The organism is Roseovarius roseus, assembly GCF_043355935.2.
GTDB lineage: Bacteria > Pseudomonadota > Alphaproteobacteria > Rhodobacterales > Rhodobacteraceae > Roseovarius > Roseovarius roseus.
Genome location: NZ_JBHFPE020000003.1, coordinates 51,270 through 65,065, shown reverse-complemented (window position 1 = coordinate 65,065; position 13,796 = coordinate 51,270). Strand labels below are relative to the sequence as shown.

The 13,796-nt window shown below is 63.5% G+C and carries 19 protein-coding genes; 1 reads left to right on the top strand and 18 read right to left on the bottom strand.

What is annotated here, in order from left to right; all coding sequences use genetic code 11:
• The first annotated feature begins 33 nt into the window (after positions 1 to 33).
• Positions 34 to 636, top strand: coding sequence for an alpha-ketoglutarate-dependent dioxygenase AlkB family protein (locus ACEWPL_RS06570; protein ID WP_393932701.1), 603 nt, complete (start codon positions 34 to 36; stop codon positions 634 to 636).
• A gap of 67 nt (positions 637 to 703) precedes the next feature.
• Here ACEWPL_RS06570 and ACEWPL_RS06565 read toward each other — a convergent pair whose 3' ends face one another.
• The 18 genes from ACEWPL_RS06565 to ACEWPL_RS06480 all read right to left on the bottom strand — a co-directional run bounded on the left by ACEWPL_RS06565 (position 704) and on the right by ACEWPL_RS06480 (position 13,750).
• Positions 704 to 1,513 carry a mechanosensitive ion channel family protein gene (locus tag ACEWPL_RS06565; RefSeq protein ID WP_393932699.1) on the bottom strand — a complete coding sequence of 270 codons (810 nt, stop codon included), beginning with the start codon at positions 1,511 to 1,513 and terminating at the stop codon, positions 704 to 706.
• Between the two features lie 117 nt (positions 1,514 to 1,630).
• Complete coding sequence (gene mscL / locus ACEWPL_RS06560) at positions 1,631 to 2,062, bottom strand: large conductance mechanosensitive channel protein MscL (RefSeq protein ID WP_393932697.1); 432 nt, start codon at positions 2,060 to 2,062, stop codon at positions 1,631 to 1,633.
• Positions 2,063 to 2,154: 92 nt separating this feature from the next.
• Complete coding sequence (locus ACEWPL_RS06555; RefSeq protein WP_393932695.1) at positions 2,155 to 2,601, bottom strand: YtoQ family protein; 447 nt, start codon at positions 2,599 to 2,601, stop codon at positions 2,155 to 2,157.
• Between the two features lie 16 nt (positions 2,602 to 2,617).
• Positions 2,618 to 5,017: a phenylalanine--tRNA ligase subunit beta gene (gene pheT, locus ACEWPL_RS06550; protein WP_393932693.1), complete on the bottom strand. Its 2,400-nt coding sequence runs from the start codon at positions 5,015 to 5,017 to the stop codon at positions 2,618 to 2,620.
• Between the two features lie 71 nt (positions 5,018 to 5,088).
• On the bottom strand, positions 5,089 to 5,370 hold the full coding sequence (locus tag ACEWPL_RS06545; RefSeq protein ID WP_393932691.1) for a YrhK family protein: 282 nt from the start codon (positions 5,368 to 5,370) through the stop codon (positions 5,089 to 5,091).
• A 276-nt stretch (positions 5,371 to 5,646) separates the two neighbouring features.
• Positions 5,647 to 6,366 (bottom strand): hypothetical protein, encoded by a 720-nt coding sequence (locus ACEWPL_RS06540; RefSeq protein WP_393932689.1) that lies wholly within the window; start codon positions 6,364 to 6,366, stop codon positions 5,647 to 5,649.
• Positions 6,363 to 7,436 carry a phenylalanine--tRNA ligase subunit alpha gene (gene pheS, locus ACEWPL_RS06535; RefSeq protein WP_393933341.1) on the bottom strand — a complete coding sequence of 358 codons (1,074 nt, stop codon included), beginning with the start codon at positions 7,434 to 7,436 and terminating at the stop codon, positions 6,363 to 6,365. Before pheS ends, ACEWPL_RS06540 begins: the two co-directional genes overlap by 4 nt.
• Before the next feature lie 60 nt (positions 7,437 to 7,496).
• Positions 7,497 to 8,381, bottom strand: a complete 885-nt coding sequence (locus ACEWPL_RS06530) for a fatty acid desaturase (RefSeq protein WP_393932687.1) — start codon at positions 8,379 to 8,381, stop codon at positions 7,497 to 7,499.
• A 175-nt stretch (positions 8,382 to 8,556) separates the two neighbouring features.
• Positions 8,557 to 8,778: a 50S ribosomal protein L31 gene (rpmE, locus tag ACEWPL_RS06525; RefSeq protein ID WP_393932685.1), complete on the bottom strand. Its 222-nt coding sequence runs from the start codon at positions 8,776 to 8,778 to the stop codon at positions 8,557 to 8,559.
• 11 nt (positions 8,779 to 8,789) lie between these two features.
• Entirely contained in the window at positions 8,790 to 9,164 is a 375-nt protein-coding gene (gene rplS / locus ACEWPL_RS06520; RefSeq protein WP_393932683.1) for a 50S ribosomal protein L19, read from the bottom strand.
• A 282-nt stretch (positions 9,165 to 9,446) separates the two neighbouring features.
• On the bottom strand, positions 9,447 to 10,244 hold the full coding sequence (trmD, locus tag ACEWPL_RS06515) for a tRNA (guanosine(37)-N1)-methyltransferase TrmD (protein ID WP_393932681.1): 798 nt from the start codon (positions 10,242 to 10,244) through the stop codon (positions 9,447 to 9,449).
• 102 nt (positions 10,245 to 10,346) lie between these two features.
• A complete protein-coding gene (locus ACEWPL_RS06510; RefSeq protein ID WP_393932679.1) occupies positions 10,347 to 10,508 on the bottom strand; it encodes a DUF1328 family protein in 162 nt (53 codons plus the stop codon).
• 83 nt (positions 10,509 to 10,591) lie between these two features.
• Positions 10,592 to 11,113 (bottom strand): ribosome maturation factor RimM, encoded by a 522-nt coding sequence (gene rimM, locus ACEWPL_RS06505; RefSeq protein WP_393932677.1) that lies wholly within the window; start codon positions 11,111 to 11,113, stop codon positions 10,592 to 10,594.
• 134 nt (positions 11,114 to 11,247) lie between these two features.
• Positions 11,248 to 11,877: a 5,6-dimethylbenzimidazole synthase gene (bluB, locus tag ACEWPL_RS06500; protein WP_393932675.1), complete on the bottom strand. Its 630-nt coding sequence runs from the start codon at positions 11,875 to 11,877 to the stop codon at positions 11,248 to 11,250.
• A gap of 18 nt (positions 11,878 to 11,895) precedes the next feature.
• Positions 11,896 to 12,300: a 30S ribosomal protein S16 gene (rpsP, locus tag ACEWPL_RS06495; protein ID WP_393932673.1), complete on the bottom strand. Its 405-nt coding sequence runs from the start codon at positions 12,298 to 12,300 to the stop codon at positions 11,896 to 11,898.
• Positions 12,301 to 12,336: 36 nt separating this feature from the next.
• Positions 12,337 to 12,633, bottom strand: a complete 297-nt coding sequence (locus ACEWPL_RS06490) for a chorismate mutase (protein ID WP_393932671.1) — start codon at positions 12,631 to 12,633, stop codon at positions 12,337 to 12,339.
• Positions 12,630 to 13,202 (bottom strand): GNAT family N-acetyltransferase, encoded by a 573-nt coding sequence (locus ACEWPL_RS06485; RefSeq protein ID WP_393932669.1) that lies wholly within the window; start codon positions 13,200 to 13,202, stop codon positions 12,630 to 12,632. The genes ACEWPL_RS06490 and ACEWPL_RS06485 overlap by 4 nt, the downstream gene beginning before the upstream one ends.
• On the bottom strand, positions 13,199 to 13,750 hold the full coding sequence (locus ACEWPL_RS06480) for a GNAT family N-acetyltransferase (RefSeq protein ID WP_393932667.1): 552 nt from the start codon (positions 13,748 to 13,750) through the stop codon (positions 13,199 to 13,201). Before ACEWPL_RS06480 ends, ACEWPL_RS06485 begins: the two co-directional genes overlap by 4 nt.
• Positions 13,751 to 13,796: the final 46 nt, after the last annotated feature.

Sequence of the window (13,796 nt, the reverse complement as noted above, 5' to 3'; positions counted from 1 at the left end):
GTTTTCCCGCAAAAGATGCAGCGGGGATGCGATATGACCGAACTTGACCTGCGCGGTTTTCGCATTTTACCGGGGTATCTGGGGTCCGAGGTGCAGGCGGCGCTGGTGGCGGCGCTGCGCGATGTTGTGGCGGCGGCGCCGTTGATGCGCCCCATGACGCCGATGGGCCGCCAGATGAGCGTGCGCATGACCTCGGCCGGGCGCTATGGCTGGGTGTCTGACCGCTCGGGCTATCGCTATGCCGCGGCGCATCCGGACGGGCAGGCATGGCCCCCGATCCCGGCGGCGGTTCTGCAGGTCTGGCGCGATCTGGTCAGCGATACCCGCGATCCCGATTGCTGTTTGATCAATTACTACGGCGAGGGCGCGCGCATGGGACTGCATCAGGACCGGGACGAGGCTGACTTCAGCTGGCCGGTGCTCTCGATCTCACTGGGCGATGACGGGCTCTTGCGGATCGGCAATACGGCGCGCGGTGGCAGTACGGTGTCGCATTGGCTGCGCTCGGGCGATGTGGTGGTCATGGGCGGAGATGCGCGGCTGACATACCACGGTGTCGACCGGATCAGGTTCGGATCGTCCTCGCTGCTCAGTGGCGGTGGTAGGATCAACCTTACCTGCCGAGTGGTGAACTGATCCCGCCGCCTGCATTGCCTTGCTGGCGGCGGAATTTGAGTATTTTTACCAAGATGAAGCCGAGGGGCTATGCCTTTTTCGGCTCGACATTCACCTGGTGGGGGAAGGGGATCGAGATGCCCTTGGCGTCGAAATCCTCCTTGATCGCCTTGGTCAGCTCGAACTTGACGTTCCAGAAATCGGCGGTGGAGGTCCAGAGCCGCGCGGTGATGTCGACCGAGCTGTCGCCGAGGTTCGTTACCCGCGCCCAGGGCTCGGGGTCCTGCATCACGCGCTCGTCCGTGCGGGCGTTTTCAAGGATGATCTGCATGGCCGTATCGGCGCTGTCAGCATAATCGATGCCGAATGTCAGATCGAGGCGTCGCGTGTCATGGGCCGAGTAGTTGGTGATGATCGAGCCCCATGCCTGCCCGTTTGGCACGATGATCTGCACGTTCTGCGGCGTCGTCAGCTCGGTGAAAAATAGCGCAATTTCCGAGACTGTGCCGCTGGTGCCGCCGATATCGACATACTGGCCCAGCTTGTAGGGGCGGAAGATGACCAGCATGATGCCTGCGGCCAGATCGGCCAGTGTACCCTGCAGAGCAAGGCCGATGGCCAAGGTGGCCGCACCGAGGACCGCGACGACGCTGGTCGCCTCGATGCCGAACAGGTTCAGAACCGCCAGCAGCACCATGATACGGATGGCCCAGGTGGCGACGGTGGCAGCGAAATTGCCCAGCGTCTGGTCGATGCGCTGATGCTTGCGCACTTGCCGGCGCACGAAACTGCCAACGAGGCCCGCCACGATCCAGCCGACGATCAGGACGACCAGCGCCTTGACCGCGTTGATGATTAGCGGCGCGTAGCCGCCCAATTGATCCGAGAAACCTTCCATAAGACTGATAATCCCCTTCAAACCGTAAATAATTGATTGAATGCCGCTATAACGTTCCCGGCCCAACGACGAAAGGCCCCGGAGGTTCCGGGGCCTTGGTCAGGCGTCACCGAGAGTTCAGCGCGTTTTCAGCGCGTCACGGATCTCGATCAGGATGTCCTTTTCCGAAGGGGCGGTCGGCACTTCGGGCGCAACCTCGTCGGGCTTGTCGGCCAGCGACTTCACCTTGTTCACATATTTGACCAGCATGAAGACGACAAACGCGATGATCAGGAAGTTGATGACGGCCATCAGGAAGGCACCATAGGCAAAGATGGACGCCCCCGTCTCGCGCGCGGCCTCAAGCGAGGCGCCCGCGGGCACGTCGCCTGCCAGAACGGCGTAATTATTGGTGAAATCGACGCCGCCGGTGAAGAGGCCGATGATCGGGTTGATCAGATCGCCCACCATCGACGTAACGATGGCTGTGAATGCGGCGCCAATGATGATGCCGACGGCCATGTCCATGACATTGCCCTTGGCAATGAAGTCCTTAAATTCATTAAGCATAAATGTCCCACTATCCCAGATGATGCGGCACGTTTGCGCGCCTGCGCAAAGAGCCTAGCACAATTCCGGTCGGGCGGCCCCAAGAATTGCTGTTACGCAGACAGCGTGCCATCGAGGACATAGCGCAGTATCTGGACGACCTGCTGAGGTGTGCGCGCAACGGCCAGCGCGGCGGCATCGACCTCTTTCAGGGCGTGGTCATGCTCTTCGGGCTGCAGGATGATCAGCGACTTGCCAAGCGCGGCCGCATAGCCCGCGTCAAAGGCCGCGTTCCACTGCTTGTACTTGTCGCCGAAGCGCACGACGACGATATCCGCCTCCTCAATCCCCATGCGGGTGCGGATCGCGTTTAGCTTGGCACCCTTGTGATCATGCCAGAACTTGTCATCCTCGACCCCGAGGATCGCCACACCGCAATCGTCGCTGGCGCCATGATCGGTCACAGGGGCGCTGAAATGGACGTTCAGACCCTCTGCGCCCGTTTCGATCTGGTCGCGCCAGTCGGTGTGAATTTCGCCACTGAGATAAACGTTCAGCATGGTCATTCTCCTAGGATCAGCCGCGCAGGGTGCCGCCGGTCGCCTTGGCGACCTTTTCGACGATCTTGGCCGAGACGGCCTCGATATCGGCATCCTTCAGCGTGGCCTCGGTGGGTTGCAGGCGCACCGTGACGGCGAGGGATTTCTTGCCCTCACCCAGCGCGCCACCGATGAATTCGTCAAAGACACGCACATCCTCGATCAGCGCCTTGTCGGCGCCTGCCGCCGCGTTGACCAGAGTCAGCGCCTCGACTTCGGCATCGACGACGAAGGCAAAGTCGCGCTCGACCGCCTGCAGCCCGTGCATTTGCGCCGCGCCCCGGTTGGCGGTGGCATTGCGCGGCAGGGGGATCTCGGCGGGCCAGAGGGTGAAGGCCATGGCGCTGCCTTTGATGCCCATCGCGCGCAGCGTCTTGGGGTGCAGCTCGCCAAATACGCCCAGCACCTTCTTGGGCCCAAGGCAGATCATGCCGTGACGGCCGGGATGCCACCAGGCATCCGCGCCGCGCAGGATCTGTACCTTGGCCGGCGCACCGATGGCCGACAGGATCGCCTCGGCGTCTGCCTTCACGTCATAGAGGTCAAGCGCGCGGCTACTGCCATGCACATCCTTGGGTCCGGTGCGGCCGAGCAAAATACCAGCGACCTGCAGATGCTGCTCGCCCGGCTCGCCGCCTTGAAAAGCGTGGCCGACCTCGAAGAGGCTCATGTCGGAAATGCCGCGCGACTGGTTGCGCGCCGCAGCCTGCAAGAGGCCGGGCAGCAACGCTGGGCGCATATGGCTCATCTCGCTGCTGATCGGGTTTGCGAGCATCGTCGCATCATCGCCGCCGCCGAAAAGCGTCGCGCTCGCGTGGTCGATGAAGCTGTATGTCACGCATTCGTTATAGCCGAGGCTCGCCGCCGTGCGCCGCGCGATCTGCTCGCGCTTTTGCGCGGGCGACAGGATCGGCGCGGGCACGCCTGCCTGCGCGCGGGGCAGGGGGCGGCCCTTAAGCTTGGTCAGGGACGCCACGCGCGCGACCTCCTCGACCAGATCGGCCTCGCCCAGCACATCGGGGCGCCAGCTGGGAACGCTTGCCAGATCGCCATCGAGGCGGAAGCCGAGCGCCGTCAGCGTCTGGCGCTGCTCGGATTCCGGGATCTCCATCCCGACCAGCGATTGCACGCGCGCAGGCACCAGTTTAAAGGCGCGGCGCACGTCCGGAACACGGCCCGCCTTGACGAGGTTCGAGGGCGTGCCGCCGCAGAGATCCATGATCATCTGCGCGGCCAGATCGACTGCCTCCATGTTGAAGGCCGGATCGATCCCACGCTCGTTGCGATAGCGCGCGTCCGAGTTGATTTTCAGCGCGCGGCCCGTGCTGGCGATCTGGACGTTGTCCCAGACGGCGGCTTCGAGGAAGACGTCGGTCGTCTCGCTGGTGCAGCCCGTTGCCAGCCCGCCCATGATGCCGCCGATGCTCTCGATGCCGTTGTCGTCGGAAATCACGACCTGGCCCTCCGAGAACGTGTATTCCTTCTCGTCAAGGCCGATCAGCGTCTCGCCGCCCTTTGCACGGTGCACGCGCAGATCGCCGGTGACCTTGCCTGCGTCAAAGACATGCAAGGGCCGGTTGCGGTCGAAGGTGAAGAAGTTGGTGATATCGACAAGCGCCGAGCGGGGGCGTAGCCCGATGGCGCGAAGCCGGTCCTGCAGCCACTGGGGGCTGGGGCCGTTGGTGACGCCGCGAATGAGGCGGCCAGCAAAGACCTCGCAGCCGTTCGTCGCCGTATCCTCGTCGATGGTCACGTTGATCGGGCAGGGGAATTCGCCCTCGACATGCGCCGTCGGCGCGTCCTTGAGCTTGCCCAGACCGCGCGCCGCCAGATCGCGGGCGATGCCGCGCACGCCCAGCGCGTCGGGGCGGTTGGGGGTGATGGCGATCTCGATCACCGGGTCGACCTTGGCCGGATCGTGCTGCGCCAGCCAGTCGATATAGCGCTCGCCCACCTCGCCCGAGGGCAACTCGATGATGCCGTCATGTTCCTCCGAGAGCTCCATCTCGCGCTCGGAACACATCATGCCGTAGCTCTCGATGCCGCGGATCTTGCCCACGCCAATGGTGGTGTCGATGCCGGGCACATAGACGCCCGGTTTGGCGACGACCACGGTGATGCCCTGCCGCGCATTGGGTGCGCCGCAGATGATCTGCAATTCGCCCTCGCCGGTCGCCACCTTGCAGACGCGCAGGCGGTCGGCATCGGGGTGCGGCTCGGCATGGGTGACGTGGCCCAGCGTGAAATCCGCGAGCCGCGCGGCGGGGTTCGTGATGCCCTCCACCTCGAGGCCCAGATCGGTCAGCGCATAGGCGATCTCATCGACCGTGGCCGATGTGTCGAGATGGTCCTTGAGCCAGGAGATCGTGAATTTCATGTGCCGTCATCCATCGGGTCGTTATCTGTCGCGCCTCGCATAGCGCAGAAGGGGCGGCGGGGAAAGGCCACTCAACGCTCGTAGCGCTCGGCCAGATCCTCGGTATCGCCAATCTCCAGGAGCTTGATCTCGCGGATAAGGCGGATCGTGGGCTTGAGGCAGAAGCAGACCGAGCCGATGACGAAAAGCCAGATCGCCTGCGTCTCATACTCGGCCCAGAAGAAGAGGATCGAGCCGATGAGGAAAGAGATGGCGGCGGCGAAATCGACAATGGTGTAGGCCAGCTCGAACATTGCATAGAGGCGCCTGCTTTCGGCTGTGTTCTGGCGGTTGCGATGCTGGAAGAGGCGCATGGGCAGGCTCCTTGTGGCTTTGATCTTAATTCAAAGCGCCCCTTTCGTCCGGAATCAAGCCGAAGGCGCCGGACGAGCGCCTGCCCGTCCCGGCGGGCTGGCGCTTTTGCAAAGTCGTGCTGTCGTTCGGATGGTGGAAGGACGTGGCAGGCATAAAGCGCGCCGATTAGAGAGTGCAGCGCCACCCCACGGGCAGGCGCGCGCCCGGCTTGGGCAGGCGTCTTCTCTGCCCTGTTGTAGCCGCAGCCAGTTTGTTGCGAATGAGTGAGGTAAAAGCTAGTTCGGCCTTAGGCCATCACTAGCAACGCCGCCTGACGGATTGTCTTCTTGGATCTGGGTAAGTGCACCGTAGGCTGCCAGAGAAATAGAGGCAAGAGCAGCAAGGAGAAGAAATACGCTGATAAATCTACTTTTCGCTTTTCGTTTGTTTTCGTCGATATAATCAAGAGGCAATACCTCATCAGAAGTATATTGTTTGGATTTAGATTGAGCATGAACAACGCGCATTACATCGAAGCTGCTGAGGCCAAAAAATATCAATCGGAACTGCTCGCTAGGCTCTATGCCATCAAGTTGCAGCTCAACTTTTTCATCCGCAGTGGTTTTCTTATGAACTGACACATCTGGGCGAACTGCAATTTTTAGCGGCTCTTTATTCAATAGAATTCTAATCGTATCTGATTTTGCATTCCCCACATTAATGATGGCAATCGCAAGCGTTTCATATGACCTCTCAATGTCATTCTTTAATTGAGTGAACCGATCAAAATTGTCCCAAGAAGGATTTTGTTTGGAGGCGTTGCTCCATAGATCAAAAAATTGTTCTTCAATCTCCTTAACAGGCGTATAGCGCACATCATGAGTGATGGTCCAGATAATGTCAGCCGTGCCATTTAGGTGTCGCTCTACGCCTCGCCAAATGAGTCTGCCAATTATTGCAGCAACTGCTGCTAACAATCCTCCAGCTACCAGTGACGGGATTTCTAGGCTAGTCACCTACTCAACCCACCTCGCAACGTCGGCACATCCAGCGCCGCGAACCCATAATGCCGCAGCCACCGCAGATCTGAATCAAAGAACGCCCGCAGATCCGGGATGCCATATTTCAGCATCGCGATCCGGTCGATTCCCATGCCGAAGGCAAAGCCCTGCCATTCGTTCGGGTCGATATTCCCGGCCTCCAGCACTTTCGGATGCACCATGCCGCTCCCGAGGATCTCGAGCCAGTCGTCGCCCTCGCCCACTTTCAAAGTGCCGCCCTCCCATGAGCAGCGGATGTCGACCTCGGCCGAGGGCTCGGTGAAGGGGAAATGCGACGCGCGGAAGCGCAGCTCGACATCGTCCACCTCGAAGAACGCCTTCACGAACTCCTCCAGCACCCATTTCAGGTTCGCCATCGAGATGTCCTTGTCGATGGCCAGCCCCTCGATCTGGTGGAACATGGGCGTGTGCGTCATGTCGTAATCGGCGCGGTAAACCCGGCCGGGGGCGATCACGCGCAGCGGCGCGCCCTGCGCCTGCATCGTGCGGATCTGCACGGGCGAGGTATGCGTGCGCAGCACATGGGGCGGGCGCGCGTCCCCCTCGCCGCGATGGGTGTAGAACGTGTCCATCTCGGCCCGCGCGGGGTGGTGGCCCGGAATGTTCAAAGCGTCGAAATTATACCAATCGCTCTCGATCTGCGGGCCTTCGGCCACGGCAAAGCCCATATCGGCGAAGATCGCGGTCACTTCCTCGGTCACCTGGCTGATCGGATGGATCGTGCCTTGGCGCCGCGTGCGCGCGGGCAGCGTGACGTCCAGCCACTCGCCGCGCAGACGCTCGTCCAGCGCCGCATCGCCCAGCGCCTCTTTCTTGGCGGCGAGGGCCGAGGTGATCTCGTCTTTCAGCGCGTTCAGCTTGGGCCCGGCGGTCTGGCGCTCTTCGGCGCTCATCTTGCCGAGGCTTCGCATGGCAAGGCTGATCTCGCCTTTCTTGCCAACGGCCTGCACGCGCAGATCCTCCAGCGCGGCCTCATCGGGGGCATTCGCAATTAGGCTGATATATTTGTCGCGCAGATCGTCCATCGGGGTATCCTCGGTCAGTCCTCGTGGCGAGTTACCGCGCATCCCCCTTGCGTGCAAGCCTCACTGCAGATTGCGGGCGTAGTCCGCCGTGAAGGCGGCATAGCCGCTTTGCAGCGTGCCGTGATGGCCCTGCATATGGGCGTGGAGCACGGGCAGCTTGTGGAAGGGCACGTTCGGCAGGGCGTGATGCTCGGTATGGTAGGGCATGTTCCACGCGAGGAAGCGGATGATGCGGTTCGTATGCGTCGTGCGCGTGTTCTGCAGCATGTCGGCCACCATCGGGCAGCGCCCATGCTCGGCCAGAAGGTAGAGCCGCAGGAAGGGTTGGCCGAAGAGGACGGGCAGAAGCCAGATCCAGAAGAGGAGGGGCGTGAAGACGAGGCTGAGCAGGGCGCCCGCATAGATCGCCAGCATCACGCGCGCCTCGCGGATGATGCGGGGGCGGGCGCGGGTGGGGATGTAGGCCGCGTCCATGCGGCCCCGCGCGCAGTTGAGCGTGATGCGCGCCATGGCGGCCCAGTAGGGCAGGCCCGAGACATGGCGGATGTAGTGCCAGCGCGTCTCCGGCTTGCCGCCCTCCAGTTCGGGATCCTTGCCGGGAATGTTGGTGTGGCGGTGATGGGCGAGGTGGAAGTAGCGAAACCACTCGAACGGGAGCAGCATGAGCACGCCGCAGATACGGCCCACCCATTCGTTGAGGCTGAGCGAGGCGAAGGGCGTCTTGTGCGTCGCCTCATGTTCGAGCGTGAAGAGGAAACAGATCGCGATGCCCTGCAGCACGAGGGCCACCTGCCAGAGCGGCCAGCCCTGCGCGATCCAGAGCGCGAGGGCGGCGATCAGCGCGGCATGGCCCGCCAGATGGCGCAAGCCAGCGGCGTTTTCCGGGGTGTTGAGCGTGGCCAGCGTCTCGGGCGGCAGCTGGGCGATGAAGGCTTTGTGGTCCATGGGCGCGGATGTAGCGTTCTAGCCCGCTTTGATCCAGTGCGGCAGTAGCCGGAGGAGCGCCTGCCCGTGGGATGGCGCTCCTCCGGCGCCTTCGGCTTGACTCCGGAGGGGCAGCTCCAACGAAAAACGCCGCCCCGAGAGGAGCGGCGTTTCACATACCAAGAAGGCGAATGGCTCAGAAGCCGAGGCCTTCGTATTTCTTCTTGAACTTCGACACGCGGCCGCCAGCGTCCATGAGGCGGGACGAGCCGCCGGTCCATGCAGGGTGCACGGTGGGGTCGATGTCCAGCGACAGCTGGTCGCCTTCCTTGCCATAGGTCGAGCGCATTTTCAGGATCGTGCCGTCGGTCATCTTGACGTCGATCTCGTGGTAATCGGGGTGGATGTCTTTTTTCATCGTACCGGTCCTTACGCTTTCTTGGGCTTGTAGGTGGTGTCTTCTGCGATACGCGCGGATTTACCGCGGCGCGAGCGCAGGTAGTACAGCTTGGCGCGGCGGACGCGGCCACGGCGCACCACCTCGATGCTGTCGATATTCGTCGCATAGAGGGGGAACATACGCTCCACGCCTTCGCCGAACGAAATCTTGCGCACGGTGAACGAGCCGGCAATGCCTTCGCCGTTCTTGCGGCTGATGCAGACGCCCTCGAATGCCTGAACGCGGGTGCGCGTGCCTTCGGTCACCTTGTAACCGACGCGAACGGTGTCGCCGGCCTTGAAATCGGGAATGGTCTTGCCAAGCTCGGCAATCTGTTCCGCTTCGATCTGAGCGATAATGTTCATCGCTGAACTCCTGGGTTTGCTTGCGGTTAACATCCGCAAAGTGTTTCGCGCCCCGAGAGCTGGTGGCCCTTGTCCGGATCCCCCTGACCGATGTCAGAAGTCCGCCCCAGATCGGATCGTCATTATCTACCTATCGCCCCCGGCATGCCCGGCCCGGATGCAAAGATCATCCGGCAAAGATGCACGCCACGCGGCACCCGACTCGGGCAGAGCCGAGACAGGGTGCGCGGGCTTTAGGACAGATGGGCGTGCGATGCAAGCCGAGAGGGGGTATTTCGGGGGCTATTTTGCGTAGCGATCCCACATATCGGGCCGCCTTTGCTGCGTGATGCGCTCGGCCTCGTCCTGTCGCCACTTGGCGATGGCCCCATGATTGCCCGAGGTTAGGACCTCGGGGATCGTGCGGCCCTGCCATTCGGCCGGGCGGGTGTAGTGCGGATGCTCCAGAAGGCCGCTGGAATGGCTTTCCTCCACGGCGCTGGCCTCGTTGCCCAGTATGCCGGGGCGCAGGCGAAGGGCCGCGTCGATCATCGCTTGCGCCGCGATATCGCCGCCGGTCAGCACGAAATCTCCCAGCGACACCTCGAGGGCGCTGTAATGTTCGATCACCCGCTCATCCAAGCCCTCGAACCGTCCGCAGATCAGGGTCATGCCCGGCCCAGCGGCCAGATCGCGCGCCATCTGCTGGTCAAACCGTCGGCCTCGCGGGCTGAGATAGATCAGCGGACTGCCCGCTGCGGCGCTGGCCTGAGCCGCCTCGATCGCGGCGCCCATCACATCGGCGCGCAGCACCATGCCGGCGCCGCCCCCGGCGGGGGTATCGTCGACATTGCGGTGCTTGCCGACGCCATATTGGCGCAGATCATGCGCCTCCAGCTCCCATAAACCGTCCTTGAGCGCGCGGCCAGTCAGGCTCTCGCCCAGGATACCCGGAAATGCCTGCGGCATCAGGGTGATCACCTGCACGCGCCACGCCCGCGCCAGCCGCTGAGGGCCGTCCAACAGATCGCGTGGCGCGGCGCTGAGCGTCACGGATTTGCGGCCATAGGACCGCTCGGGAGGCGAAGATGGGTTCGACATGCGCTGGCCATAACGCGTCGCGCGCAGCCTTGGCAAGCGCCATGCCCAGCCGTGGCACAGCGCTGCCTTTTGTGCGCGATCACACGTGCCGGGCGATGGACGCTAGGCCAGTGCGATGACCCCGAAGAGCACCAGAAGGAACAGCACCAGTGCCACGATGATCAAGAGCTTGGCGCCCGACAGCGCAAGTCCCGACAGGCTGTTGAAGCCCAGAAGCGCGGCGATGGCCGCGATGGCCAGCAGTATGAGAATCCATTCGAGCATTGGAAATACCTTTCGCTTGGGGGCCATTACTTTCAGGCCCGTAGCGCGCTAACCCGCCAGGCCGGCGCAAGGTTCCGCGCGCGTCACGCGTCCGGGAAAAGCCCCTCGGGCGGATCGGCCACGATGCGGCGGCCGGCCAAGTCGACGGTTGGGACGGAGGCCTGCGTGAAGGGTAGCAGCACCGTCTCGGGCGTGCCGGGCAGGGCGATCTCCAGAAGGTCGGACGCGCCATGGTTCAGCACCGTCTTGACCTCGCCCAAGAGCGTGCCGCCGGTGTCGTGCACCGCAAGGCCGACCAGATCGGCGTGATAATACTCGTCATCAGGAAGGCTGGGCAGTTTCGATCTGGCGACCATCAGGCGCACGCCGCGCAGCGCATCGGCGGCCTCTTTGGTGGTGATGCCCGACAGGCGTGCGGTAAAGCCGCCCTTGGTCTGCCCGGTCAGGGTGACCGTGTGCGCCGCGCCGCCGCCTTCGGGCGTCAGCGGGCCATAGGCGGCGATATCATCGGGGACCGCCGCGAAGCTTTTCAAGCGCACTTCGCCGCGCACCCCGAAAGAGCCGGCAATGGCCCCGATGCAGATCATCTCTTCATGCTCGCTCATTGCGTCTCTCCCCGGCAGAGGCCGCGTGTCACCTGCCCGCCTGCTGCGGCGCAGTCCTGCGCGTGTTGATATTTGCCATAGCCCCATCCCGCAAGAAAGAGAACCGCCCAGAAAACCAACTTGCGCAGCATGGCTCAGCGCCGCACCGGGGAGGGCGGCGCTGTGCGCGCCTCCCATCCGGCGTCCTGCAATTCGGGTGTCAGGCTCTCGGCCTCGGGCCAGCCGATGCACAGATAGGCGATCAGCGACCAGCCGCCGGGCACGTCCAGATCGCGCGACAATTGCGCGGGATCGAGGATGGAAACCCAGCCGACGCCAAGGCCCTGCGCCCGCGCCGCCAGCCAGTAATGGGTGATGGCGCCCACCACCGAATACCGGCGCATCTCGGGCATGGTTGCGGCGCCAAGGCCCGCGCCCTTGGGCGTGGCGTCATCGCAGAAGATGGCCAGCTGCACCGGCGCGTCGCGCATGCCCGACAGCTTGAGCGTGCCGTAGAGTTGCGCGCGCTCGCCTGCGTATCCGGCCAGTGCCTCGGCATTGGCGGCCTCGAAATTGCTGCGGGCCGCAGCGCGGGCGGCATCGCTCTCGACATGGATGATGCGCCACGGCTCGCTCAGGCCCACGGAGGGGGCCATGCAAAACGCGTCGAGGCAGCGCGCTTGCACTGCCTCGTCCACGGGATCCGTGCGGAAGCGGCGCACGTCGCGCCGCCACCGCATCAGATCGGCCAGTTGCGACTGGAAGTCCGGCGTGAACGTAGACATTCCAGCGCGCTCCGGCTCTTACTCTTCGGTTGCGGCCTCTTCCTCAGCAGGTGCCTCGGCGGGGGCGTTCTTGGCCTCCTCGATGGCAGCGGCCTTGGCGGCGCGCTCTTCGGCGCGGTCCTGCGCCTTCTTGCCGGGGATAGCTTTTTTCATGTTGGCGCGCTCGGTCTTGGGGCGTGCGCCAGCAGCTTCGAGCATACGGGCGATTCGGTCGGTCGGCTGCGCGCCCTGGTCCAGCCAGTGCTGGATGCGCTCCATGTTCATCTTGACGCGCTCTTCGCTGTCCTTGGGCAGAAGGGGGTTATATGTGCCCAGCTTTTCGATGAAGCGGCCGTCGCGCGGCATGCGGCTGTCGGCGGCGACGATGGAATAGTGGGGGCGCTTTTTGCTGCCACCGCGGGCGAGGCGAATTTTCATGGCCATGGGGTAGTCTCCTTGGGGTTTTGAGTATGGTTTTGATTACGATTGGTGCTGTTTGTGGTGCTGAATGACTTCAGCGATGATGAAGTTCAGGAACTTCTTGGCGAATTCGGGGTCCAGATCGGCCTGATTCGCCAAATCCTCCAGACGCGCGATCTGCGCGGCTTCGCGCGCGGGATCGGACGGGGGAAGGTCGTGCTCGGCCTTGAGGCGGCCGACGGATTGGGTGTGCTTGAAGCGTTCGCCCAAGGTGTAGACGAGGATCGCGTCCAGCCTGTCGATGCTGTCGCGGTGATCCTTGAGAAGCTGTGCGGCGCGGGTGGTATCGGCGGTCATGCGCGGCCCTCCTTCGCGGCAGGGGCGAGGCCCAGGTCGGTGGGCGCGGGGTGGCGGTAGATCAGCGTGCCCTCCCAATCGGGAAGATCGGGAAGCGGTGCCTTCGTGTCGAGGCTGCATCCCAGACGGTTGGCCAGCGCGATGGAGGGGGCATTGTCGGGGTCGATATAGCTGACGGCCGTTTGCCAGCCCATATCGTCATAAAGGTGCTGCCGCACGGCGATGGCGGCCTCCTCGGCATAGCCCTTGCCCTCGAATTCGGGCGTCCAGAGGCCCCAGCCGATTTCCGGCTCGGGATAGCCCTCGGGATAGATGGCGCCAACATCGCCGATCGCCTCATCGGTGCCCTTGAGGCAGATCACGAAAAGCCCGGTGCCGCGCACCGTCCATTCGCCGATTAGGCGGCAGGTCTGAACCCAGGCATCATGCCGCGTGTAGGGCCCGCCCATGTATTGCGCGCGCTCCGATGCCAGAAACGCGATTCCCGCCTCCATGTCCTGCGGGCCGATTGCACGCAGGGTCAGGCGCTCAGTCTCGAGCACGGGGGTATCGGCCAGATGAGGCGTCATGCGTCGACCTTTTTACCGGGCGCAAGGCCAAGCTCGGTGGGAGAGGGATGGCGATAGATCATGTCCTCGCCCATGTGGGGGTTGGTGTAGCTGCGTTCGAAGCGGGCGCCCATGCGTTCAGCCAGTTTGACCGAGCGCGCATTGCCCGGCACGATATGCGAGCCGAGCGTTGTGATCCCGAGATCGGTATAGGCCCATTCGCGGGCGCGCAAAGCGGCCTCATAGGCGATGCCGCGCCCTTCGAAGCCGTCGAAGACGACATAGCCCAGCTCAGGCTCGGGCCAGCCTTCGGGTGCCCAGATGCCTGTGAGGCCGCAGGGCTGACCGGACGCCTTGTCCTCGATGATGAAATAGCCATAGCCGCGCAGCGCCCAATGGCCGAGATTCATCGCGAACCAGCGCCAGGCGCGACTGCGATCCGGCTCGGTGCCGAAGCCTGCAGAGCGGGCCGGGTCCATCAGGAAGGTGATCGTCGGCTCAATATCCCGCTCGGTCGGGCCGCGCAGGATCAGACGTTCGGTCTCGATGCGGGGGATGTTGGTCAGCATGGGCGGGCCTCCATGATCGAGGTCTGGCGGGTGGCGCCTGCGCGGC

Bases quoted from the DNA above. Each gene is read 5' to 3' on its own strand.
- ACEWPL_RS06485 (WP_393932669.1), bottom strand. From the start codon at position 13,202: ATGACGCCTCATCTGGCCGATACCCCCGTGCTCGAGACTGAGCGCCTG.
- ACEWPL_RS06490 (WP_393932671.1), bottom strand. From the start codon at position 12,633: ATGACCGCCGATACCACCCGCGCCGCACAGCTTCTCAAGGATCACCGC.
- ACEWPL_RS06530 (WP_393932687.1), bottom strand. From the start codon at position 8,381: ATGGACCACAAAGCCTTCATCGCCCAGCTGCCGCCCGAGACGCTGGCC.
- rpsP (WP_393932673.1), bottom strand. From the start codon at position 12,300: ATGGCCATGAAAATTCGCCTCGCCCGCGGTGGCAGCAAAAAGCGCCCC.
- pheT (WP_393932693.1), bottom strand. From the start codon at position 5,017: ATGAAATTCACGATCTCCTGGCTCAAGGACCATCTCGACACATCGGCC.
- trmD (WP_393932681.1), bottom strand. From the start codon at position 10,244: ATGTCGAACCCATCTTCGCCTCCCGAGCGGTCCTATGGCCGCAAATCC.
- rimM (WP_393932677.1), bottom strand. From the start codon at position 11,113: ATGAGCGAGCATGAAGAGATGATCTGCATCGGGGCCATTGCCGGCTCT.
- pheS (WP_393933341.1), bottom strand. From the start codon at position 7,436: ATGGACGATCTGCGCGACAAATATATCAGCCTAATTGCGAATGCCCCC.
- ACEWPL_RS06565 (WP_393932699.1), bottom strand. From the start codon at position 1,513: ATGGAAGGTTTCTCGGATCAATTGGGCGGCTACGCGCCGCTAATCATC.
- ACEWPL_RS06545 (WP_393932691.1), bottom strand. From the start codon at position 5,370: ATGCGCCTCTTCCAGCATCGCAACCGCCAGAACACAGCCGAAAGCAGG.
- rplS (WP_393932683.1), bottom strand. From the start codon at position 9,164: ATGAACATTATCGCTCAGATCGAAGCGGAACAGATTGCCGAGCTTGGC.
- ACEWPL_RS06480 (WP_393932667.1), bottom strand. From the start codon at position 13,750: ATGCTGACCAACATCCCCCGCATCGAGACCGAACGTCTGATCCTGCGC.
- rpmE (WP_393932685.1), bottom strand. From the start codon at position 8,778: ATGAAAAAAGACATCCACCCCGATTACCACGAGATCGACGTCAAGATG.
- ACEWPL_RS06555 (WP_393932695.1), bottom strand. From the start codon at position 2,601: ATGCTGAACGTTTATCTCAGTGGCGAAATTCACACCGACTGGCGCGAC.
- ACEWPL_RS06510 (WP_393932679.1), bottom strand. From the start codon at position 10,508: ATGCTCGAATGGATTCTCATACTGCTGGCCATCGCGGCCATCGCCGCG.
- bluB (WP_393932675.1), bottom strand. From the start codon at position 11,877: ATGTCTACGTTCACGCCGGACTTCCAGTCGCAACTGGCCGATCTGATG.
- ACEWPL_RS06570 (WP_393932701.1), top strand. From the start codon at position 34: ATGACCGAACTTGACCTGCGCGGTTTTCGCATTTTACCGGGGTATCTG.
- mscL (WP_393932697.1), bottom strand. From the start codon at position 2,062: ATGCTTAATGAATTTAAGGACTTCATTGCCAAGGGCAATGTCATGGAC.